Genomic DNA, 20,149 nt, shown 5'->3' on the forward strand with positions numbered 1-20,149 from the left:
CCTCACAACGCCAGGACCGAAACGACCAGGGCCTGCAGCAGAATCAGCGGCAGCAGCACGATCCACGCGACCTCCATGTAGCGCGACATCCGAATCGCGGGGAACCGGCGTCCCACCCACAGCAGCACCGCCAGCACGGCCACGGTCTTCGCCGGCGACCACAACCAGCCCGGCAGCCACGGCCCCGCGCCGCCACCCAGGAACAACGGCACCGCCATGGCCGACCCGGCGACGAAAAGCGCCCGGCGGGACAGGGTCACGAGCAGCCGATCCGGGCCCGACAGCTCGGCCACCGCGCCACCGGCGATATCCCGGCCCAGCGCCGCGGCGAACGGCGGACTGAACGACATCGCGGGCACCGACAGCAGATAGACCAGGAACGCCACCGGCATGGTCACCACGAACCACTGATCCTGCTGCGCGGCAACGATATCGGCGACACTCAGCGACCCGGCCCCGACCGCCGCGCAGATCAGCGCGAACATGTGCGGCAACTCGTAGGCCAGCCCCTGCGCGACGAACCGATACCCGCCGACCAGTGAGAACGCAGAATTCGCGCCCCACCCCGCCAGCCACACCGCCGCCCACGACCCGATCTCGAGCGTATTGAACCAGGCCAGGCTCACCGTGGAATCCAGCACCACACGATCGCCGATCGGAACCAGCGCGGCAGCGCCGATGGCGGCGACCAGCAATACGAAACCAGCAGCGCGCCCCAGCAATACATCCGACCCGACGATCCGCCGCCGCTGCTGGACCAGGAGCAATGCCACCGTCCGCAGTGGCGCGACAGCCGCGATCGCAGTGCCCGCGCCGGAGACTCTCGCCCGGGTCAACGCCTCCGCGGTCTCCACACCCCAGACGAGGACCAGCACCAGCACCGGCAGAACCGCGGCCATCCACCACGGCGCGAGCTCAACCACGCGGCACCCCCGCCCCGGCCGCATCCCACCCGGCCACATCGGCATCCACCCCGAGCCCCGCCACGATCAATCGCGCTTCCCCCAACTCCGCCCCGGTAAGCAGACGCGGGAGGTGATCCACGATCCACCGATTGCGCGCCCGTTCGACGGCGACGAATTCCCTTGCTTCCGAGGAGAAATCAGCGACCCGACCACCCCCGACCGCCTCGGCCACCCAGGCCAGCAGCCGATCATGGGTATCACCCACCAACCCGGGCGGAACCCCTTCGCCGCCATCGACCCGCCCGACATCCCGCAGCGACCAGCGCAGCACCCGGGACCTAGCAACCCGGCGCGCCCACCGATCCAGCCCCGCATCGACCGCGAACAGGTTGCTGTCCAACAATTCCGGTGAATGATCCATCGCTTCGTGCGCGTGCTGCTGTACACCCGGATTCGCCAAGCCTGCGAGCACGTCATCCCGGAACCGCCGTCCCGCCGCCGCGGCGTCCTCCCACCCGGCCACCTCCAGCAACGTCGCCACCACATCCAGCGCCCGCGCGGCCCGCCACCCCCGCAACTCCCGTTCCCCCACCGCCTCCCCGCCTTCGGCGCGCAACCACGGACCAAGCCAATACGGCTCACCCCCGTGCCCCGCCCCCAATGTCGAAACCGCCACTCCCGAAATCACATCCCCCTGCAACCGCGCCCTCACCACCAACCCACCTGGCCAATCCACCAACACCGGCCCCAACGAAACCGTCAATACATCCAGCGCGAGCCCGTCCCGATCGGCCTCCCGATCCGCCATCACCAACCCACCCGGCAGTGGCATCCCACCCCCATGCCCGCCATGCGCCCCATGTGACTCGTGTCCACTGTGGTCCGCATGCCCGCCATGCGCGCCGTGATCCATGCCGTCGTCGTGTGCGCCGTGATCCTCGTGCCCCGCGTGATCCTCGTGCGCGCCATGGTCGTCGGCCTCGCCCATCGCCATCGAATGCCCGGCGTGCGCGTCGGCCATATCTCCGGGCGGCTCGTGGCCATGGTGTTCGCCGTGCTCACCGGGTGACGCCGTGCGGAGCGAGCGTAGGTCTGTCGCCGCGGTGGCGAGAGCGGCCGAAGCCGCGGCGGGGTCGGTGACGTCGATGCGTAGTCGGGGCAATGGCATGGCCTCGTGGATTCGCGCCACCGCGGCCTCGAACTCGACCCCGCCACGTCCGGCGACGACCAGAAGGTCTGCGGCAGCGGGACTTTCGGCCTGTCGCCACCCGTTCTCGCGTAGCACCCTCTCGATCGCGAGCCGGGTCTGCGTGCCCCCGGGCGCGACCGCCACCAGTGGAACCACCGCGATCCGCCGCCGAAGCCACCCGCTCACGTCCATCGCAGCGCCCCCTCCCGCCACGCGTACAGCACCGCGACCATCAGCACCGCCAGGAACCCGAACATCTCCACCACGGCCGAGGCTCCGATCTCGCCCACCACCACGGCCCACGGATACATGAACGCCATTTCCATATCGAACGCCAGGAAGATCATCGTGATCGTGTACCAGCGCACATGAAATCGCGACACCGCATGTTCGACAGCCGCGGCGCCCGACAGATAGGGCATCCGCTCGACAGCCTCCGGCGCAACCCGCACCGCCCGAGCGCCCGCGAACAAGACCCCGGCCGACACCGCGACCACACCGATCAGAACAGCCAGATTCGCCACCACGCGCCCGACCACCTTCCGTGCCCGTCGCGAAGCAGACTACTAGCCGACTACGTAGTTATCCGGCATTGACGAGGGTCGATCGCGGCCGGGTCGCCACAGCGGACGGCCTACCGGATGGGCAGGGCGGCGAGGATTTCCTCGGTGGTGGCGGTGACTCCGAGGCGGGGGAAGATCTTCTCCACCGAGTGGGCATAGGGGGCGGGGTCGCGGTCGGAGGTGGCGTCGGTGGCGATCACGACGCTGTAGGCGTGCTCGTGGGCGGCGCGGGCGGTGGATTCGACGCCGATGCTGGTGGTGATGCCGCCCAGGACGATGGTGGTGATGCCGCGGCGGCGCAGTTGGAGATCGAGGTCGGTGCCGTGGAACGCGCCCCACTGGTGCTTGGTGATTCGGATGTCGGAGGGGTGGGGGTCCAGCTCGGGCAGGATCTCGTCCCAGCCCGCCGGCGGGGTGAAGGCGCCGGTGGGCTGCATGGTGCGGCCGGGCGGCATGTCGGAACCGTCGGGGGAGAAGGAGACTCGAACCAGGACCACGGGGAGGCCGGCCGCGCGGAAGGCCTTGGCGAGGGCCGCGGAGTGGGCGACCACGTCGTCGGCGGGATGCGGCTGGGTGGGGGCGGCCACGATGCCGCGCTGCAGGTCGATGAGGACCAGGGCGGATGTCGGGTCCAGGAGAGTGTCCGTCACAGCGGGATCCTTCGGTGGGAGTGGGGGATCGGTTCAGTCCTCGACGAGGCGGGCCAGCAGGGGGATCGCGGCGATCAGCGAATCCCGTTCGGCGGGGGAGAGTTTGGTGGTGATGGCGGTCGCCAGCCAGTCCTCCTTGGCATGGTGGGCCAGGCGCAGGAGGCGTTCACCCTCGGCCGACAGGGACAGCAGGATCTGTCGTTGATCGGTGGGGTGCGGGGTGCGGGTGACCAGGCCGCGGTCTTCGAGGGCGGCCAGGGTGGTGCGCATGGACTGCGGGCGCACGCGCTCGGCGCGGGCCAGGTCGGCGACCGAGAGGGGGCCTTCCTGGCCGAGGCGGCTCAGGGCCACGGCCTGGGAGGGTGTCATCTCGAAACCGGCTCGCGCCGAGCGGAGCCGGCGCAGCAACCGACTGGCCACGACGCGGAGTTCGCTCGCGGCGGCCGTGACGTCGGCCGATGGACGGGCCGCTGCGTTCGAGCTCACCCTCCCAGGGTGGCACAAGGCAGGAAGACTTGCAAGGTTACCTGTCGAGTTTACTGCGGGTGATCGAGTCGGACAGTTGGGCGCGGAGGAAAGCGGTGATGTCGGCGCGGGCCGCCTTGGCTTGCGGCACCAGGCCGGGCATGGCGACGAAGGCGTGCGGCGCGCCCGGATACTCGGTCAGTTGGGCGGGGATGCCGAAATCGCGGAGGCGGTCGGCGTAGCGGCGGCCCTGGTCGGCCAGCGGGTCGAGGGTCGGGATCACGACCAGGGCGGGCGGCTGGCCGGTGAGGTCGGCGTAGAGCGGCGAGAGCGGGCGCGGGTCCTCGCCCGGCGGGACGGCCAAGCGCCGGAACAGTTTCAGTCGCGGCAGATTCAAGGTCGGGGTCTCGGCATAGCGGGTCATCGTCGGGTAGTCGAACATGGTGTCGGTCAGGTCGAAGGCCGGGTTGATCAGCACCTGCGCCAGCAGGGGCAGGCCGCTCGCGGCGGCGCGAACCGCGGTGAGGGCGCTGATCAGGGCGCCGCCGCTCTCGCCCGCGAGAATGACGCGCGCCGGATCGATTCCCCATTCGCCGGCGTGATCCAGGAGGTGCCGCAATACATCCCAGTCGTCGTCGACGGCATCGGGCAAGGGAGTGCCCGGCGCCATCAGCCGATGCTCGACGGAGACGACGACCGCGGGCAGCTCGGCGGCGAGATGGCTATTGCCCCAGTCGCATTGCGCCGCCGTGCCCGCGAAGCCGCCGCCGTGCACATGGAGGACGAGCGGCAGGGCGCCCGTGCGCTCCCCGGCCGGACGGTACACCCGGACCGGGACCGCGCGATCGGGAAACGTCACCCGCCGCCATTCGATACTGGTGCCGCGCACCGGAAACCCGGTGATCACCCCCCGCAGGAACTTGGATCCCGCCAGCCGATTCGCCGCCTCCACATGGGCGCTCAACTCCTCGGGCGTCAGGGCCTCCCAGTCCGGGTCCTTGCGCAAGGCGTGGAGGATGCGAATTCCGCGCGGCGGCTGGTCGAACTTGCCGGGCCGGGTCTGGTTATCACCGTCGTGTCTGGACATGGATCCCAGCATCGGCGGGCATCGTCGAGGTGTATTGAAGAAATGTTCCCGGCGCGACTCAGCGCGCGCCCGCCCGCCCACGCGACCGGGTCGACCGCCAGCCACGGCGCGTCCGCGAGCGCCGTCGGCGTCAGTCCCGCGAAGGTCATCGTCTCCCGGCTGAAATGCGATTGATCGGCGTACCCGCTCTCCGCCGACACTCGCGCTGCGCTGTTCCCCGCGGCGAGTCTATGGGTGGCGTCGTCGAATCGAACCAGCTGCGCGGCCCGCTTGGGCGTCAGGCCGATCTGGGTTCGGAATCGCGACCACAGTCGCTTCCGGCTCCACCCGATCTCGTCGGCCAGCGCTTCGACCCGAATCTGCCCGCCGCTCAGGATGATTCGCCGCCAGGCGTAGCTCACCTCCGGGTCGGCGGCCGGTCCGTTCCGGTGCCGTGCGGTCAGGACGTCGTCCAGGATCGCGAATCGTTCGTCCCAGGAACGGCTCTCGTGCATGCGCTCGCGCAGCAGCTCGACCTCACGCCCCCACAGCTCGTCGAGCCCGATCACGCCACCGGACACCTCCGGCGAGCCGCCCAGCGTCGCGTACGCCATCACCGGCGACAGCCGCACCTGCAGCAGATCCACGTGCCGCGCCTGCCCGTACACCCCGATCGGGCACAGGCCCACCACGCCGCTGCCCGCGGCCCGGTTCCCGCCGGCATCCTCGACCATCACCATGTCCCCGAGGTCGATGAACATCGTCACCGCCGGGAACGGCACCACCGGCAGATGGTCCAGGCCCGACGCGCGCGCCCGGAACCCGGCCATGCTGACCCCGGGGCAGCGGCCCGGCAGGGTCGGCACGGTGACATCCACCAAGGTCCCGGCGACAACGACCGAATCCGCAGCCATGGCCCCATGGTACGAGCCGCCCGCGCCGAGGCCGGAAACGCGATGGCCGATTCCCGCCGGTCATCGCCGATCGGCTGGGCCAGAGTAGGGAGCGGAAACGAACGAGGCGACACAGGAGGAAGCGATGAGCGTGTACACGACAATGGCCAGCCCGGTCGGCGAGCTGCTGCTCGCGGGCGAGCGGCGCGGGAGCGGGGTGGAGCTGACCGCGGTGTCGATGGCGGGCAGTAAAAGCCTTCTGGTGGAAGGCGACTGGGAGGCCGACGCGGACGCCTTCGCCGAGGTCGTCGACCAGCTGACCGCCTACTTCGCCGGGGAGCGGGACAGTTTCGACCTCCCGATGGGCGGCCGCGGCACCGATTTCCAGCGCCGGGTGTGGCAGGCCCTCGACCAGATCCCGTATGGCGTCACCGTCACCTACGGGGAGATCGCGAACCGGATCGGGGCATCCCGGGCGGCGGTGCGCGCGGTGGGCTCGGCCATCGGCGCGAACCCGCTGCTCATCGTGCGGCCCTGCCACCGCGTGATCGGGGCCGACGGGTCGCTGACCGGCTACGCCGGGGGCATCGAACGCAAGCAGCTGCTGCTGGAGCTCGAGCGGGCCGCGTGATGACCGCCGGCATCCGCGGTGCCGCGGCCGGGGTCGCCGACCAGGACTGGGCGGCCCTGGCCGGGGAGCTCGACGCGTACGGGCACGCGCTCACCGGGCCACTGCTCACCGCCGGCGAATGCCGCACGCTCGCGGCGCTTTACGACGTGGACGACCATTTCCGGTCGACGGTCGACATGGCCCGGCACCGGTTCGGCTCCGGCGAGTACCGGTACTTCACCCACGACCTGCCCGAGCCCGTGGCGGAACTGCGGGCCGCCCTCTATCCGATGCTGCTGCCCATCGCCCGGGACTGGGCCACCCGGCTGGGGCGGCCCGGCACCTGGCCGGACCGGCTCGAGGACTGGATCGCCCAGTGTCATCGGTCCGGGCAGACGAAGGGTTCGCAGATCCTGCTGCGCTACGGGCCCGGTGACTGGAACGCCCTGCATCGGGACCTGTTCGGGGACATGGTGTTTCCGCTCCAGGTGGTCATCGGACTGGATGTCCCCGGCGAGGACTACGCCGGCGGGGAGTTCCTCATGGTCGAGCAGCGGCCCCGCGCCCAATCCCGCGGCGCGGCACTGGCCTTGCCACAGGGGCACGGTCTGGTCTTCACCACCCGCGACCGTCCGGTCCGCAGCGCCCGAGGCTGGTCGGCCGCGCCCATGCGCCACGGCGTGAGCCTGGTGCGATCCGGGCGGCGAAGAACCCTCGGCCTCGTCTTCCACGACGCCTGACCATGCGCGAGACCGAGCACGACAGTGAGACCGAGCACGACAGTGAGACCGAGCGTGACAGTGAGGCCGAGCGTGACAGGGAGTACGTCCTGCTCGGCGTGGACGGCCGCCCGTACCGCAGTCGCACGCCCGGCGTCCTGGGCGGCCACCGCCGCCTGAAGATCTACGGCCGCCTCGACTGCCCGGCCGCCCTGCGCGCCCTGGCCCGCGGCGGCTATGTCTCTCATCGCGTGTTCTTCGCCGACGAGCCGACCGCGATCGCGGCCGGTTACCGCCCGTGCGCGGTGTGCTCCCGGCCTGCCTACCGGGAATGGCGCGCCGGCCGGGCCGGGTGAGCCCGTCCACCTCGACCAACAATCAAGACCGGTCGGTACCTATAGTCTGGACCCCATGCTTGCCACCGTCGTCCGACAGGGAATCATGGACGAACCGCTGTGGTATCTGCCGGACGGTTAGTCGCTCGGTGACGTGGAAACCTATTCTGGGGACGTGAGTGTGGAAACCATCGGTGAACCGGGACCCTTGCCGCGTGGCCGGCACGGGCTGACCCGCGAGCAGGTGGAGGCCTCGCAATACCGGCGCTTGTGCACCGCCGTCCTGGAAGCGGTGGGCGAGCTCGGCTTCGCGGCCACCACCGTCGCCGATATCGTGACCCGCGCCCAGGTGGCGCGCCGCACCTTCTACTCCGTCTTCGGCGGCAAGGACGAATGCTTCGCCGCCGCCTACGATCTCGCGGTCGGGGCCGCGCTGGAACAACTGAAGGAAACCGTCACCGGGCTCGAAGGCGTCACCTTCGCGGACCGGGTGCGGATCTCCTTCGAGATCTATCTCGGCTTCCTCGCCGTCCAGCCCGGCGCGGCGCGCGCGCTGTATGTCGAAACGCTCGCGGCCGGACCGGGACTGGTGGCCCACCGGCTGCGCGTGCACGACCGGTTCGCCGACTACATCATGGCGGTGGCACAGGTCGGGGTACGCGACGGCGATCTGGTGGCGGAACCGGATCGGGAGATGGTGGACATGCTGCTCGGCGGGATCGACGACCGGGTGCGCGCCTGCCTGCACACCAAGGGCGCGCAGGCGCTGCCGGAACTGGTGCCGCTGTTCACCCGCACCGCCGTCACCATCGCGAGCACCCCCGCGCCCTGACGGCTGTTCCCCGCCACAATCCCCGGGCGGCCCGGACCGTGCACGCTGTCACCTGGCACAACGCCGGTGACACGGGCGGTGGCCCGCTCCTACGGTCGCAAGGGAATTCGACGCGTTCGGTCGGGTTCGAATCGTAGGGGAGAGTTCATGAGACCGACCATCCGTACCCGCGGCAGCGCCGTGTTCGCCACCGTCACCGCGTTCGCCGTGGCCTTCGCCACCGGTGTGGCCAGCTCCGAACCCGAGGCCGCGCCCGATGCGGGCAGCTCCTCGGGCTCGGCGGTGGTCAGCACCGCCACCGACACCGTGGGCGTGGGTCCGGAGATGTCGGCCTATCTGGCCGCTTTCGCGTACGGTCTGACCCACCCCGACGCCGCGCCGCCCGGCGCCAACGACTGGAACTGCAAGCCGAGCGCCGAACATCCGCGGCCGGTGGTGCTGGTGCACGGCACCTGGCTCAATACCTACGACAGCTTCGCGTTCCTGTCGCCGCAGGTCGCGCGGGCCGGATTCTGCGTCTTCGCCTTCAATTTCGGCCGGGAGACACCCCTCGGGGGCGGCGGCATCGGGCCGATCCTGCCGGGCCGCTTCGGCGTCGGGCCGATGGGGGATTCGGCGAAGCAGCTCGCGGGGTTCGTGGATCGCGTCCTGGCCGCCACCGGCGCGCCCGCAGTCGATGTGATCGCGCACTCGCAGGGCGGGCCGGTCACCAGCCAGTACCTGAAATTCGAAGGCGGACAGGGCAAGGTGCGCAAGGTCGTCAGCTTCGGCGCGACCAGCCACGGCACCTCGCTGCTCGGCATCGCCACGCTGGGCCGGGTGATCACCAACCTCGGGGTGAACATCCTCGGCTTCTATCAGCCGTTGATCGGCCAGTCCAACACCGAGCAGGTCGTCGGCTCGCCGTTCTACGCCAGGCTCACTGCCGACGGCGATACCGTGCCCGGGGTCGAGTACACCGCCGTCGGCACCCGCCACGACGAGATCTCCAACCCCTACGAGTGGACCTTCCTCACCCCAGGCCCCGAGGCGAGCGTGGAAAACATCACGCTGCAACAGGATTGCCCCGAGGACGTCTCCGATCACCTGACCGTCATGTACTCGCCGCGGGCGGCGTCGATCGCCCTGCGCGCCCTCGACCCGGCCGCGCACCCGGCCCTGGTCTGCACCTTCAACCCCTGGATGATCGGCGGCAGCGGCCACGTCTAGCCGCTGCGGTACGGAAAGGACAACGATGACGATCGGCGATGCGGTCGAAACGAGCAGTGTCACAACAGAACCGGAGGCAGTCGGCGGAATACCGCTGCTGCCGGGGGAGGATCCGTTCTACCGATCGCCGATCGACCCGGCGTCCGTGGCGCCGGGCACCATCCTGAGGTCGCGGCCGGTGCGGCTGGCCCTGTTCGGACGCATTCCGCAGCGCGTCCGGGCCTGGCAGCTGCTCTACCGCAGCACCGATCTCGACGGCGCGCCCGAGGCGACGGTCACCACCGTCCTGCTGCCCTGGGACGCCGACCCGGCCCTGGACCGGCCGCTGGTGTCGTTCCAGTGCGCCATCGACGCCGTCGCCCCGAAATGCTTCCCCTCCTACGCCTTACGGCACCGCGCCCGCGCGCTCGGCGCCATCCCGCAGGTGGAGTTCCCGCTCATCGCCGCGGCCCTGGCCCGCGGGTGGGCGGTGTCGGTGCCCGACCACGAGGGCCTGAACGGCCATTTCGGCGCGGCCCGCGAACCGGGCCACCGCGCACTCGACGGCCTGCGCGCGGCCCTGCGCTTCGAGCCGCTGGGCCTGGGGCCGCGGACCCGAATCGGGTTGTGGGGCTACTCCGGTGGCGGGCTGGCCACCGTGTGGGCCGCGGAGCTCGCGGCGAGCTACGCGCCCGAACTCGACATCGCCGGCGCGGTCGCGGGGTCACCGGTGGGCGATCCGGCCGAGGCGTTCGTCCGGCTGAACGGCTCACCCTTCGCGGGGTTCGCCATGGTGTTCACCTCCGGTCTGCGTCGCGCCTACCCGGAACTCGACGGCTGCGTGCGCGGCCTGGTGTCGCAGGAGTATCTGCGCCTGCTCGACGACGCCGAGTCCATCGCCACCTTCCCGCTGCTGGCCCGCTACGCCGGGCGAAATGCCAACCGGCACATCCGCGGTGGGCTCGGCGCGCTGCTGACCCGGCCCGAGATGCGGGCCGTTCTGGACGACATCCGCCCCGGCGCCCAGGCTCCCGCCATGCCGCTGCTGGTCGTACAGGGCGTCAACGACGAGGTGATCGCGGTCGCCGACGTCGACGCCCATGTGCGGCGCTACCACGAGCATGGCGCCCACGTGCGCTACCTGCGCGACCGGCTCAGCACCCATCTGCCGTTGCAGTTCATCTCCATTCCGGTGATGGTGGACTGGCTGGCCGACCGCCTCGCCGATCGCCCGCTGCCGCCGTCCGAGGTGCGCACGGTGTGGTCGGTCGCCGCCTCCCGCCGCGCCGTGCGCGAGCACGGTCATTTGGCGGCGCTGGTCGCGACCATGGTGTCGGGCCGCCCGATCCGCACCCGGTCGGACTTCCGATAACTGCGCGCCACCAGCGCCGACCGCAGATACCACAGCCCCGACGGCTGCGCCGGATCGAATCCGGTCAGCTGCCCGATCCGCTTGAGCCGATTGTCGACGGTATTGGTGTGCACGCCCAGCAAGCGCGCCGTATGCCGTCGACTCAGGTCGTTGCCGATATGGCGGCGCAGGGTTTCCAGCAGTTCCGGATGCGCGTCCAGCGGATCGAGCAGGGTGCCGAGGTATTCGCGGGCCGGGCCGGGACGGGTCAGCTGGTATTCCATGGCCAGGTCGTCGAAGCGGTGCAGGCCGGGCACGCATTCCAGGCGGTGCACCATGTCGAGCAGTTCGTGCGCCTGCTCTGCGGCCTCGGGGATGCGCGGCGTCTCGGCGTGGATCACCGTGGCGGTCACCGGAACCTGTGCGGCCGTGGACAATCCGGAGATCAGGTCGGCCAGTTCGGCGCCGGTCGCGGCGGTGGCGGGCAGCAGCACGGTGCCGCCGTCGGCGCTGAGCAGCGACAACGCCCGGCCATCGCCGCGGCGCGCCAGCTCGGACTGGATGCGCCGCAGCTTGCGCCGCGCCACCACTTCGCCGTCCACGCGGGAGTCCGATTCCCCCGGATGCGGCGGAATGCTCAGGGCCAGTACGTGATACGACTCGTCGATCTCGATGCCGCCCGCGCGCGCCATGGTGGAGGCGGGATGCCCGGCCAGCAGCGCGGAGGCCACGGTGTGCACCGCCGTGTGGTGTTCGGCCACCACCGCGCGGTGCTCGCGCACATAGGCCACCGCGAAGGTCGAATCCACCATGGCCAGCACCTCGAACAGGCGGCGCGCGGTCACCGCGAGCCGGGCGTAGTCCTCGGGGCCGGTGGCGTCGACGATGAGATCGAAGCCCAGGGCGAAGCCGTCGTGCACCGCCCGGTGGATGGTGCCGATCGGAATGCCCTCGCGGGCCCAGTCCGCGCCCGCGCGTTGCAGCCGTTCGATCTTGGCGCTCACGTCCCGGCCCTCGAGGACGCCGGCGGCCAGTTCCAGGCAGGTGCGGGTGACGGTGGTGACCTCACCGCGCAGCGCGTCCCCGGGCAGGGTGCCGCAGCGGGCCACGTGTTCGGCGAAATGCGCGACGAGGGCGGCCGAGAGACCGCGCGCGTCACGCAGGGGTCCGGAAATCGGTGCCGCCGTGAGGGGTTGCGTTGCCTTGATCATGCGCGTTGCCTCCACAGCAGTCTGGGAACGCTGGCGTTCCTACTGGACCGTAACTGTAGCCGGGGTCACGTTTCGCGGCAATATGCGTGACCGGTCCTCACAACGGCGAATACCGCACTGCGCGTTGGCGCGACAGTGCGGTCATCGCGGCGGCGGTGTGGCCGAGGGTGTCTCGCCGCTGCCGGATCAGCTGGTCAGGCCCGCGAAGAAGGCTCGGATATCCCCCGCGAGCAGGTCGGGCACCTCGAGCGCGGGGAAGTGGCCGCCGGAGTAGAACTCCGACCAGTGCACGACATGGTGCGCCTGCTCCGCGAAGCGGCGAATCGCGTAGTCGCCGTTGGCGAACACCGCGACACCGGTCGGCACCGTGCCCTTCGGCTTGGGCATGAACATGGTGCGGTCGTGGAAGCGCTCGAAGTAGTAGTCGGCGACGCTGCGCGCGGTGTCGGTGAGCCAGTAGACGGCCACGGTGGTCAGGATCCGGTCGCGGTCGATGGCCTGCTCGGGCAGTTCGTGACGTTCGGCGGTCCACTCCTTGTACTTCTCCACGATCCAGCCCAGCTGTCCCACGGGCGAATCCGCCAGCAGCTGCGCCAGCGTGTGCGGGCGGGATCCGGCCAGGTTCATGTACGCCGAGCCGTCGTCCTGGAATCGCTTCATGCCCGCCAGTCGCTTCCGGTCGGCCTCGCCGAGCGCGGCCATATCCGCCGGATCGCCGGTCGGGAAGGTGACCAGGGCGTTCACGTGCACACCGATCACATGGTCGGCGTGCTCGCGGGCCAGGCGCGGGGCCACGAACGCGCCGTGGTCGCCGCCCTGCACGCCGTAACGGTCGTAGCCGAGGCGCGCCATCAGCTCGGCCAGGGCGGCGGCGACTTTGCCGTCGTGCCAGCCGGTTTCGGTGAGCGGGCCGGAGAAGCCGTGACCGGGCAGGGTCGGGATGACGAGGTGGAAGGCGGGGGCGTCGGGATCGCCGTGGGCGGCCGGATCGGTCAGCGGGCCGATCAGGTCCAGGAAGTCGGCGGGGGTGCCGGGCCAGCCGTGGATCAGCAGCAGCGGGGTCGCGTCCGGGCGGGCCGAGCGGATGTGCAGGAAGTGCAGGCGCTGGCCATCGATCGTGGTGGTGAATTGCGGGTGCGCGTTGAGGGCGGCCTCCACCGCGCGCCAATCGAACTTCTCGGCCCAGTAGGCGGCGAGCTCGCGCAGGTAGGCGGTGGGCACGCCGCGCTCCCAGCCGGTGCCGGGGACCTCGTCGATCCAGCGGGTGCGGGTCAGGCGGTCGCGCAAGTCGTCGAGGTCGGCCTGCGGGATGTCGATGCGGAAGGGGTGGATGGCGCGGTTCTCGGTGTCGGTCATGCCATCGAGTTTTCCGATAAAGACCGGGTGGCCACATCACGACTATTCGTTATTTTGTGTCCCGGCTGGGCGAAATGCGAAGGTGCGGCATGATCGTGGCGTGGTGAGTTTCCCCGGCAGCGGTGTCCTGGTCGGTCGGGCCGCGGAGGTGTCCGCGGTGGTCGAGGCGGTCGGTGATGCCGGCACGCAGACCGTGCTCATCGCGGGCGAGGCCGGGATCGGGAAATCCCGCCTGGTCGCCGAGTTCACCGAACGGCTCGGCGGCGACGCGCTGGTGCTGCTCGGCCGATGTCCCGAACTCGGCGCCGCGGGTGTCGCCTACGCGCCGTTCCTGACCGTGCTGCGCGGACTCGTCAGACGACTCGGCGGTGCGGCCGTGGCGACGCTGCTGCCGCCGCATCCGGCGCTCGCCAACTGGCTGCCGCAGCTGGCCGTCCACACCGGCGGCGCGGCGCCCGAGGCCGACCGGATCCGGTTGTTCGGCGAAATCCTCACGCTGCTGGAGCAATTGGCGATGGCGCGGCCGGCGGTGCTGGTGCTCGAGGACCTGCACTGGGCCGACGACGCCAGCCGGGAACTGCTCACCTTCCTGGCCGCCAATCTCGCCGACGCCAATGCCCTGCTGGTGGGCACCTATCGGCCGGGCGAGGCGGGGCCGCTGCGCGGACTGGTCGCCGAACTGCGCCGCAACCCGGGCGTGCGCGTGCTGGAACTGCACCCGCTGACCCGGCACGAGGTCGGCCGTCAGCTCGCAGCCCTGCTCGGGCGTGAACCCGGAACCGAGCTCATCACCAAGGTTTTCGACCGCAGCGGCGGCAACCCGCTGTTCGTCGAGGCGCTGGGGCAGTGCCCCGACGAACTCCCCGCCGACCTCGCCGACCTGCTGCTGGGATTCCAGACCGGTCTGTCCGCGCAGGCGCTCGCCGTGGTCGCCCCGGCTGCCGTCCTCGGCTCGCCGATCCACCACGACCTCCTCGCCGCGACGGTCGACCTACCCCCGGACGAACTACCCGCAGCCCTGCGCGAACTCGTCGACCGCCACCTGCTGCTCACCACCGACACCGGCTACGAATTCCGCCACGGCCTCATCCGGCAGGCCATCTACGACCACCTGCTCCCCATCGAGCGCACCCGCCTGCACACCCGCGCCGCCGCGGCCCTGCACGCCCGCGGCGACGCCCTCGACTCCGAATCCCACGCCGATCTCGCCCGCCACGCCCGCGCCGCCGGAGATCTCGACCGGGCCCTGCGCGCCTACTGGTCCGCCATCGCCGGAGTGCCCGCCACCCACCCCGAACGCCTCCGTCTCCTCGAACAAATCCTCGCCCTCTGGGACCGGGTCCCCGCCCCCGCCGAAATCCTCCCCACCACCAAACTGTCCGTCCTGGAACAGATCGTCGATGTCGCGGTCGCCTGCGGCGCCACCGAACACGGCATCGCCGCCGCCGACGCGGCCCTCGCTTTCCTGGCCCCCGCGGCTGCCGCCGCACCCGCCACGCTGCCGGTGTGGAGCCAGGACGACGACGTGGTCGGCGCGCACTCGGCAACCCTGGACGGTGTGACCATCTCTGGTGGCACAGGCGAAATCGACTATGCCGGTGCCGATCCCGAGCGGTCGGCCCGAATGTACCGGCGACGGGCCTACCTGCGCGCGACGACCGGGGCCGGGCCGGGAGCGGACCTCGAGCGGGCGCTGGCGCTCATGTCGGACGCGCCGGCCAGCGTGGAACGAGCTGAGGCGCTGGTGCAGTCGGCGGCCGCGCGAGTCTTCCAAGGTGACGCGGCGGGCTCGGCGGCCCACGCGCGCGCGGCCCTGGCCATCGCGCGGAGACTGGGCGCGGACGCGTTGGTGGCGCGAGCACACGCGCACTTGGGGCTGGCGGGCGCTGCCGCCGCCGGGGGCGCCCTGGAAGCGGATACAGCCGAAGCAGGGAACACCCCGGAGGGAGATGAACTGGCACAGCCAGTTTCGCGACCTGCCGACATCGAGCCGGTGGTGAGTGTTGCGCGGCCCGAGGAAGATGCGCAGGCTGCCAGTGAAACCGATTGGGCGCTGGAGCATTTCGCGCAGGCGCATCGGGCGGCGGCGCTGGCGGGGGATGCGCGGATCGTGGTGGATGTGGCCACGTGGGAGTCGGCGGTGCTGGTGGGGGCGGGGCGGTACGAGGCGGCGATCGCGGCGGTGCGGCAGGGGTTGCGGGCGGCGCACGAGTCGTTCCGGTTCGCGGAGTCGGCGCCGATTCTGTTCGTGAAGTGGGGGCAGGCGCTGGCGGCCCTGGGGCGGTGGGACGAGGCGCGGGCGGTGGTCGACGAGACGCAGCTCGAGCAGTTGCCGCCGTTGAGCCGGGCGGCGCTTCTCGTCTGCTTCGGGCGGATCTCCTTGGCCACCGGGGATTTCGGGGCGGCTCGGGAAGGGGCCGTCACGGCCGCGCGGCTGCTGGGAGGCAATCGATGGGCGGCGCAGTATCGACTCGAACTGGCGGCTTTGAACTGCACGCTGGCCTTGGTGAGCGACGACGAGGGCGGGGCGGCGACGGAGTTGATCCGCGTACTCGAAGGCGGCGACGGGGTCGGCACGCTGTTCGCGCATCCGCACGAGGCGTGGCCGCTGGTGGTGCTCGGTGCTCGAATCACCGGAGCGCCACCGGAACTGCTCGCACTCGGGGACACGCTGCCCACGGCGTCGCCGGTGGATGCCGCCCAGCGTGCCGTGTTCACGGCGCACCTGGCGGGCACGGCGGCCCGCTGGTCGGAGGCCGTCGCGGCCTGGCGCGGCGTCGGACGGCCCTACGATGTGGCCATCGCCCTGCTGGGTCTCGCGGAAGCCGCTGCGGCCGAAGGTAATCGGGTCGAGGCGGCGTCGGCACTGCGGGAGTCGCTCGATATCGCCGCCGCGCTGGGAGCGGTCCCGCTGGCCGCGGCCGCCACGGCGGTGGCCGAGCGCGCCCGCCTCCCGCTCGACGGATCGGCCGAGCGGGCCCCGAAAGCCAAGAGCGGCGCCATGTCCGGCCGCTACGGCCTGACCGCACGCGAGCTGGATGTTCTGCACCTGGTCGCCAAGGGCCTGAGCAATCGCGCGCTGGCGGCGGAATTGTTCATCAGCGCCAATACCGCCGGGGTGCACGTCTCGCGAATCCTCACCAAGCTGGGGGTCGCCAGCCGGACCGAGGCCGCCGCCTTCGCCCACGAGCACGGTCTGCTGACCGCCGGTGAGAACGACTGAGGGTCAGGGCAGCCGGGGCGGCATGCCGAACAGGTCGAAGATCTCGTCGAGCTGGTAGACGATCAGATTGGTGATCAGACCGTCGCGCACGGTGAAGACCTGCAAGGTGTGCCGCTCGTACCCGTCGCCGTCGCGGGAGTAGGCCGCCAACCCGGGCTGGCCGTTGGCCCACACCGGCTCCAACCGCCAATCGGAGCCCTTCCACTCGAACACCCGCGCCATGAACCCGACATACGCCGCGCGGCCCAGGTACCAATTGAGCATGGGCGGCATCTCCATGATCACGTCATGGGACAGCAGCTTCTCCAGGGCGCTGAGGTCGGCATTGCGGAAGGCGGTCACGTAGTTGTCCACCACGGCCCGCTGCTCGGCCCGCTCGGTCACCTCGTCCTCGCGAATACCGTTCTGGCCGAGAGTCTTCCGCGCCCGCTGCAAGGCGCTGTTGACGGCTGCCGGAGTCATGTCGAGAGCCTGTGCCACGTCCGCGGCGGGCCAGTCCAGCACCTCGCGCAGCACCAGCACCGCCCGCTGCCGCGCGGGCAACTGCTGCATGGCGGCGACCAGGGCGAGCCGCAGACTGCCCTGCGCCACCGCGGCGTCGGAGGGATCGCCGAGCAGAACATCCGGAATCGGTTGCAGCCAAGGGATTTCCCCGCCGTGGACGAGTTCCTCGCGCGGATCGTCGCCGGGTGCGTGCCCGAGCCCCGACGGCATGGGCCGCCGCCCACGCTGTTCGAGCGCGGTCAGGCAGGCGTTGGTGGCGATCCGGTACAGCCAGGTCCGCATCCCGGCCCGGGACTCGTCGTAGGTGTCGCGGGAGCGCCAGGCCCGCAGATAGGTTTCCTGCACCAGATCCTCGGCGTCCTGCACCGACCCGAGCATGCGGTAGCAATGGGCCAGCAATTCGCGCCGATATCGGTCGGTGTGCGCCGCGAAGTCGGTGTCCGCCATGCTCTCACTCCTCGGAACCCGGCCCCCACCGGTCGAAACAGGGCCCTGCGGAACTTTCTACACCGCGAGCGATGAATCGGGCACACCTCGCCGGTAGGTACTCGTGAGCCGCCATACCGGGCGGCCCTCGACCGAGGAGTAACCATGAACGACACCGCCGTCCGCGAGACCACCGACCGCGACGCCGTCCTGACCGTCCTGAAAGACCTCTACGTCGCCTGGGCCGCCAATGACGCCGACGCCTTCGTCGCCGATTACGACCCCGACGCCACCTCGATCCTGCCGGGCGTGTTCCGTAGCGGCCGCGCGGCGGTGCGGGACGGCATGGCCGCCGGATTCGCGGGCCCGCTGCGCGGCTCCAGCGTCCTGGACGAACCCCGGCAGGTGCGGTTCCCGGCCCCGGACACCGCCGTGGTGGTCAGCCGCGCCGCCATCCTCATGGCCGGTGAGACCGAGGCCCCCGCCGACCGCTGGGTGCTCGCGACCTGGACGCTGGTCCGGCGGGAGGGCCGCTGGCTGATCACGGCGTACCACAACTGCGCCGCCTGATCCGTCGCCGAAAAGACCGGTGGCACACCGGCGCGGGCGGTCCCGCGTCGATGTGCCACCGGAAGGTGTTGCTACGGAACCACTTCCACGATGTCGCCGGGGTTCAGGTAGTTGAAGAACTCCCGCGCGCCGTCCGGGGTCATGCGGATACAGCCGTGCGACTTCTTGTCGACCGGTCCGATGTGGAAGGCGATGTCGCCGTTGAAGAAGACCGCGTACTCCATCGGGGCGTTGTGCATGGTGCTCCAGTGGAACGGCTTCTTGAAGGCGACGTGGAAGACGCCCGGCGGAGTCTCGTAGCCGGGCATGCCGTGGGAGATGGGGGTGGGGCCGAAGATGACCTTGCCGTTGTCCATCAGCCACGCCTCGTTGGTGCTGAGCTTGAGGCAGGCGCGCGCGCCGGCCGTCGCACACGGCGCGTTGACATCGCCGGGGGCGATGCCGGGGATGATCGCCGGAATACCGGGCACGTCCGGTCCACCGGGCCACAATGGTTCGGCCTGCGCGGGCGCCGCCGCGAGTCCTGCGGCCGCCACACCGGCGAAGACCGCCGATCGCGCCGCCAAACCGAGGGAACTTCTGCTGCTCATCGCGTTCGACCCTCTCCTAGCCTTGCCCACCGCCCTGTTCGAACTCGCCTGCCAGGGCGAAGGGACTCTTCCGTTGACACAAGCACGGGACCAAGGGGTACCGGTAGATCATTCTGACTGGTAACGAGGGCGATTCGCGGGATAAACCGCGTCAGGCACGCCGACACGCCCGTTCGAAATGCACGGCACGCCGAATCCGCCCCGCTCCCGGGTGTGGCGGCGGGTTCATTTGACCGGCGGCAGCGTGCGTTCCTGCGGGTCGACGCCGGTCGGCCGGTGCGCGCCGTTATTGGGAACGTTCGGGCGCGGCGCATTGGCGGATCCGCGAATCTGCTGGTCGTCGGGCGGATTGTTGCAGTAGTTCCAGCGTCCGAACGTGCGGTCGGTGGCGCTGGTCGCCGCCAGCGCCGGCACCGGGTACTGGCACCACGGCCGGTTCCAGATGTCGAGGATGGTGTAGAACTCGCCGTCGTGCGCGGGCACGCCCATGGCGGAGGTGCCGATGACCAGCGCCGGGAACAGCGCCCGGACCGCGGGCAGCCGCAGCAGCGCGGCCTGCACGATGGCCTGCATGGTGGTGGCCAGGCTCTGGATCGGATCCAGGTTCCGGTCCAGGGTGCCGTCCAGGATGGCGATCTGCTCGGGCGCGCGATCGAGCAGCCCGCGCAGTTCCCGGTCTGCGGCGCGGGCCTGTTCGACCAGGATCGACGAATTGCGGGTCACCGTGCTCAGATCCGGCTGCGCGTGGGCGGTGGTTCCGGCGATGATCTGCAGGTTCTGCAGCAGGCTGACGGTCTGCGGCAGCCGGTTGTCCAATCCGGTGGTGGCCACGCTCAAGCCCTCGATGAGCCCGCGCAGCTGATCGGGTCCACCGCCGAGCGCGATGTCCAGCTGATCGAGGATCACGCCCACCTTGTCCGGATCGATCGAGGCGATGAGTTCATTGCTGTCGGTCAGCGTCTGCCACACCGGCGTCGGGGTGCTGATCTTGCTCGGGTCGAACCGCACCACTTGCCCGTCGTGCAGGAACGGCGGCGCGTCGGTGTGCGGGCGGAAATCGATGTACTGCTCGCCCGCGGCGGACAACGCCGCCACCGCGATGTCGGTGTCGGCCGGAATCTGGTACTTCTTCTCGATGTCCGCCGTCGCCGCGATCCCGGCCCCGCCGTCGATGATGTCGACCGATCGGACCGAGCCGACCCGGAACCCGCGCCAGGTCACATCGTTACCGGCCTGCAAACCGCCGGAGCGATCCAGTTGCACGGTGACCGAGTAGGTGTTGCCCGGTCTCTGCACCCGCGCCACCGTGATCAACAGATATCCGGCTCCGACCGCGAGTAGCACGATCAGAGCCAGATTCGAGTAGAGCAATTTATGTCCGCGCAGCACGCTCAAGAGGCCCGCCTCCACCGCTGAATAACAGCCAATAGGGTTCGATGCACAGCAACTACCTGGCGAAACTGCGCGCTATCTAACCACAGTCGGGCCGCTGGACCCGGCGGG

At 70.5% G+C, this 20,149-nt stretch carries 21 protein-coding genes; 9 read left to right on the forward strand and 12 right to left on the reverse strand.

Translation table 11 applies throughout. The annotated features are described in order from the left end of the window. Nucleotides 1–2: 2 nt before the first annotated feature. Both ABZ382_RS05185 and ABZ382_RS05190 read right to left on the reverse strand, forming a co-directional pair. Entirely contained in the window at nt 3–923 is a 921-nt protein-coding gene (locus ABZ382_RS05185) for an NADH-quinone oxidoreductase subunit H (RefSeq protein ID WP_357084355.1), read from the reverse strand. Continuing rightward, entirely contained in the window at nt 916–1,581 is a 666-nt protein-coding gene (locus tag ABZ382_RS05190) for a hypothetical protein (RefSeq protein WP_357084358.1), read from the reverse strand. The genes ABZ382_RS05185 and ABZ382_RS05190 overlap by 8 nt, the downstream gene beginning before the upstream one ends. Nucleotides 1,582–1,791: 210 nt before the next feature. Here ABZ382_RS05190 and ABZ382_RS05195 point away from each other — a divergent pair, with 210 nt between their 5' ends. After that, nucleotides 1,792–1,974, forward strand: coding sequence for a hypothetical protein (locus tag ABZ382_RS05195; protein WP_357084361.1), 183 nt, complete (start codon nt 1,792–1,794; stop codon nt 1,972–1,974). A gap of 302 nt (nt 1,975–2,276) precedes the next feature. Here ABZ382_RS05195 and ABZ382_RS05200 read toward each other — a convergent pair whose 3' ends face one another. The 5 genes from ABZ382_RS05200 to ABZ382_RS05220 form a co-directional block, all read right to left on the reverse strand. Continuing rightward, nucleotides 2,277–2,567, reverse strand: a complete 291-nt coding sequence (locus ABZ382_RS05200; RefSeq protein ID WP_357085867.1) for an NADH-quinone oxidoreductase subunit A — start codon at nt 2,565–2,567, stop codon at nt 2,277–2,279. A gap of 161 nt (nt 2,568–2,728) precedes the next feature. After that, a complete protein-coding gene (locus ABZ382_RS05205) occupies nt 2,729–3,307 on the reverse strand; it encodes a hydrolase (RefSeq protein ID WP_357084364.1) in 579 nt (192 codons plus the stop codon). A gap of 33 nt (nt 3,308–3,340) precedes the next feature. After that, a complete protein-coding gene (locus ABZ382_RS05210) occupies nt 3,341–3,793 on the reverse strand; it encodes a MarR family transcriptional regulator (RefSeq protein ID WP_357084366.1) in 453 nt (150 codons plus the stop codon). 37 nt (nt 3,794–3,830) lie between these two features. Beyond that, entirely contained in the window at nt 3,831–4,859 is a 1,029-nt protein-coding gene (locus ABZ382_RS05215) for an alpha/beta hydrolase (protein WP_357084369.1), read from the reverse strand. Next, nucleotides 4,748–5,752, reverse strand: coding sequence for a helix-turn-helix domain-containing protein (locus tag ABZ382_RS05220; protein ID WP_357084372.1), 1,005 nt, complete (start codon nt 5,750–5,752; stop codon nt 4,748–4,750). Before ABZ382_RS05220 ends, ABZ382_RS05215 begins: the two co-directional genes overlap by 112 nt. 124 nt (nt 5,753–5,876) lie before the next feature. Between ABZ382_RS05220 and ABZ382_RS05225 the strand changes: the two genes are divergently transcribed. The 6 genes from ABZ382_RS05225 to ABZ382_RS05250 all read left to right on the forward strand — a co-directional run bounded on the left by ABZ382_RS05225 (nt 5,877) and on the right by ABZ382_RS05250 (nt 10,787). Then, nucleotides 5,877–6,362, forward strand: coding sequence for a methylated-DNA--[protein]-cysteine S-methyltransferase (locus ABZ382_RS05225; protein WP_357084375.1), 486 nt, complete (start codon nt 5,877–5,879; stop codon nt 6,360–6,362). Continuing rightward, on the forward strand, nt 6,362–7,081 hold the full coding sequence (locus tag ABZ382_RS05230; protein ID WP_357084378.1) for a 2OG-Fe(II) oxygenase: 720 nt from the start codon (nt 6,362–6,364) through the stop codon (nt 7,079–7,081). Before ABZ382_RS05225 ends, ABZ382_RS05230 begins: the two co-directional genes overlap by 1 nt. A gap of 89 nt (nt 7,082–7,170) precedes the next feature. Then, nucleotides 7,171–7,416 carry an Ada metal-binding domain-containing protein gene (locus ABZ382_RS05235; protein ID WP_357085869.1) on the forward strand — a complete coding sequence of 82 codons (246 nt, stop codon included), beginning with the start codon at nt 7,171–7,173 and terminating at the stop codon, nt 7,414–7,416. A 154-nt stretch (nt 7,417–7,570) separates the two neighbouring features. Continuing rightward, the gene (locus ABZ382_RS05240; RefSeq protein ID WP_357084381.1) at nt 7,571–8,227 is read left to right on the forward strand and encodes a TetR/AcrR family transcriptional regulator; all 657 of its coding nucleotides are present in this window, start codon (nt 7,571–7,573) and stop codon (nt 8,225–8,227) included. Nucleotides 8,228–8,374: 147 nt separating this feature from the next. Further along, a complete protein-coding gene (locus tag ABZ382_RS05245; RefSeq protein ID WP_357084384.1) occupies nt 8,375–9,436 on the forward strand; it encodes an alpha/beta fold hydrolase in 1,062 nt (353 codons plus the stop codon). A 25-nt stretch (nt 9,437–9,461) separates the two neighbouring features. After that, nucleotides 9,462–10,787, forward strand: a complete 1,326-nt coding sequence (locus ABZ382_RS05250) for a lipase family protein (protein WP_357084387.1) — start codon at nt 9,462–9,464, stop codon at nt 10,785–10,787. Here the strand turns inward: ABZ382_RS05250 and ABZ382_RS05255 are convergent. Both ABZ382_RS05255 and ABZ382_RS05260 read right to left on the reverse strand, forming a co-directional pair. Next, entirely contained in the window at nt 10,718–11,977 is a 1,260-nt protein-coding gene (locus ABZ382_RS05255; protein WP_357084390.1) for a helix-turn-helix domain-containing protein, read from the reverse strand. The genes ABZ382_RS05250 and ABZ382_RS05255 overlap by 70 nt on opposite strands. 186 nt (nt 11,978–12,163) lie before the next feature. Continuing rightward, on the reverse strand, nt 12,164–13,333 hold the full coding sequence (locus ABZ382_RS05260; protein ID WP_357084393.1) for an epoxide hydrolase family protein: 1,170 nt from the start codon (nt 13,331–13,333) through the stop codon (nt 12,164–12,166). Nucleotides 13,334–13,433: 100 nt separating this feature from the next. Between ABZ382_RS05260 and ABZ382_RS05265 the strand changes: the two genes are divergently transcribed. Then, complete coding sequence (locus ABZ382_RS05265) at nt 13,434–16,556, forward strand: AAA family ATPase (RefSeq protein ID WP_357084396.1); 3,123 nt, start codon at nt 13,434–13,436, stop codon at nt 16,554–16,556. 3 nt (nt 16,557–16,559) lie between these two features. Here the strand turns inward: ABZ382_RS05265 and ABZ382_RS05270 are convergent, their stop codons facing one another. Beyond that, nucleotides 16,560–17,507 carry a sigma-70 family RNA polymerase sigma factor gene (locus tag ABZ382_RS05270; RefSeq protein ID WP_357084399.1) on the reverse strand — a complete coding sequence of 316 codons (948 nt, stop codon included), beginning with the start codon at nt 17,505–17,507 and terminating at the stop codon, nt 16,560–16,562. Between the two features lie 144 nt (nt 17,508–17,651). Between ABZ382_RS05270 and ABZ382_RS05275 the strand changes: the two genes are divergently transcribed. Further along, on the forward strand, nt 17,652–18,056 hold the full coding sequence (locus ABZ382_RS05275; RefSeq protein WP_357084402.1) for an SgcJ/EcaC family oxidoreductase: 405 nt from the start codon (nt 17,652–17,654) through the stop codon (nt 18,054–18,056). Nucleotides 18,057–18,127: 71 nt separating this feature from the next. On the opposite strand, the gene ABZ382_RS05280 is transcribed toward ABZ382_RS05275, so the two are convergent. Further along, complete coding sequence (locus ABZ382_RS05280; RefSeq protein WP_357084405.1) at nt 18,128–18,646, reverse strand: L,D-transpeptidase; 519 nt, start codon at nt 18,644–18,646, stop codon at nt 18,128–18,130. 225 nt (nt 18,647–18,871) lie between these two features. Then, nucleotides 18,872–20,056: an MlaD family protein gene (locus tag ABZ382_RS05285; RefSeq protein ID WP_357084408.1), complete on the reverse strand. Its 1,185-nt coding sequence runs from the start codon at nt 20,054–20,056 to the stop codon at nt 18,872–18,874. Nucleotides 20,057–20,149 lie beyond the last annotated feature (93 nt).

It is taken from the genome of Nocardia sp. NPDC005825 (assembly GCF_040630175.1).
Taxonomy (GTDB): Bacteria; Actinomycetota; Actinomycetes; order Mycobacteriales; family Mycobacteriaceae; genus Nocardia.

Coding starts and splice junctions, on each gene's coding strand:
- ABZ382_RS05225 (WP_357084375.1), top strand. CDS start 5,877: ATGAGCGTGTACACGACAATGGCCAGCCCGGTCGGCGAGCTGCTGCTC.
- ABZ382_RS05245 (WP_357084384.1), top strand. CDS start 8,375: ATGAGACCGACCATCCGTACCCGCGGCAGCGCCGTGTTCGCCACCGTC.
- ABZ382_RS05250 (WP_357084387.1), top strand. CDS start 9,462: ATGACGATCGGCGATGCGGTCGAAACGAGCAGTGTCACAACAGAACCG.
- ABZ382_RS05280 (WP_357084405.1), bottom strand. CDS start 18,646: ATGAGCAGCAGAAGTTCCCTCGGTTTGGCGGCGCGATCGGCGGTCTTC.
- ABZ382_RS05260 (WP_357084393.1), bottom strand. CDS start 13,333: ATGACCGACACCGAGAACCGCGCCATCCACCCCTTCCGCATCGACATC.
- ABZ382_RS05255 (WP_357084390.1), bottom strand. CDS start 11,977: ATGATCAAGGCAACGCAACCCCTCACGGCGGCACCGATTTCCGGACCC.
- ABZ382_RS05195 (WP_357084361.1), top strand. CDS start 1,792: ATGCCCGCCATGCGCGCCGTGATCCATGCCGTCGTCGTGTGCGCCGTG.
- ABZ382_RS05275 (WP_357084402.1), top strand. CDS start 17,652: ATGAACGACACCGCCGTCCGCGAGACCACCGACCGCGACGCCGTCCTG.
- ABZ382_RS05230 (WP_357084378.1), top strand. CDS start 6,362: ATGACCGCCGGCATCCGCGGTGCCGCGGCCGGGGTCGCCGACCAGGAC.
- ABZ382_RS05215 (WP_357084369.1), bottom strand. CDS start 4,859: ATGTCCAGACACGACGGTGATAACCAGACCCGGCCCGGCAAGTTCGAC.
- ABZ382_RS05270 (WP_357084399.1), bottom strand. CDS start 17,507: ATGGCGGACACCGACTTCGCGGCGCACACCGACCGATATCGGCGCGAA.
- ABZ382_RS05220 (WP_357084372.1), bottom strand. CDS start 5,752: ATGGCTGCGGATTCGGTCGTTGTCGCCGGGACCTTGGTGGATGTCACC.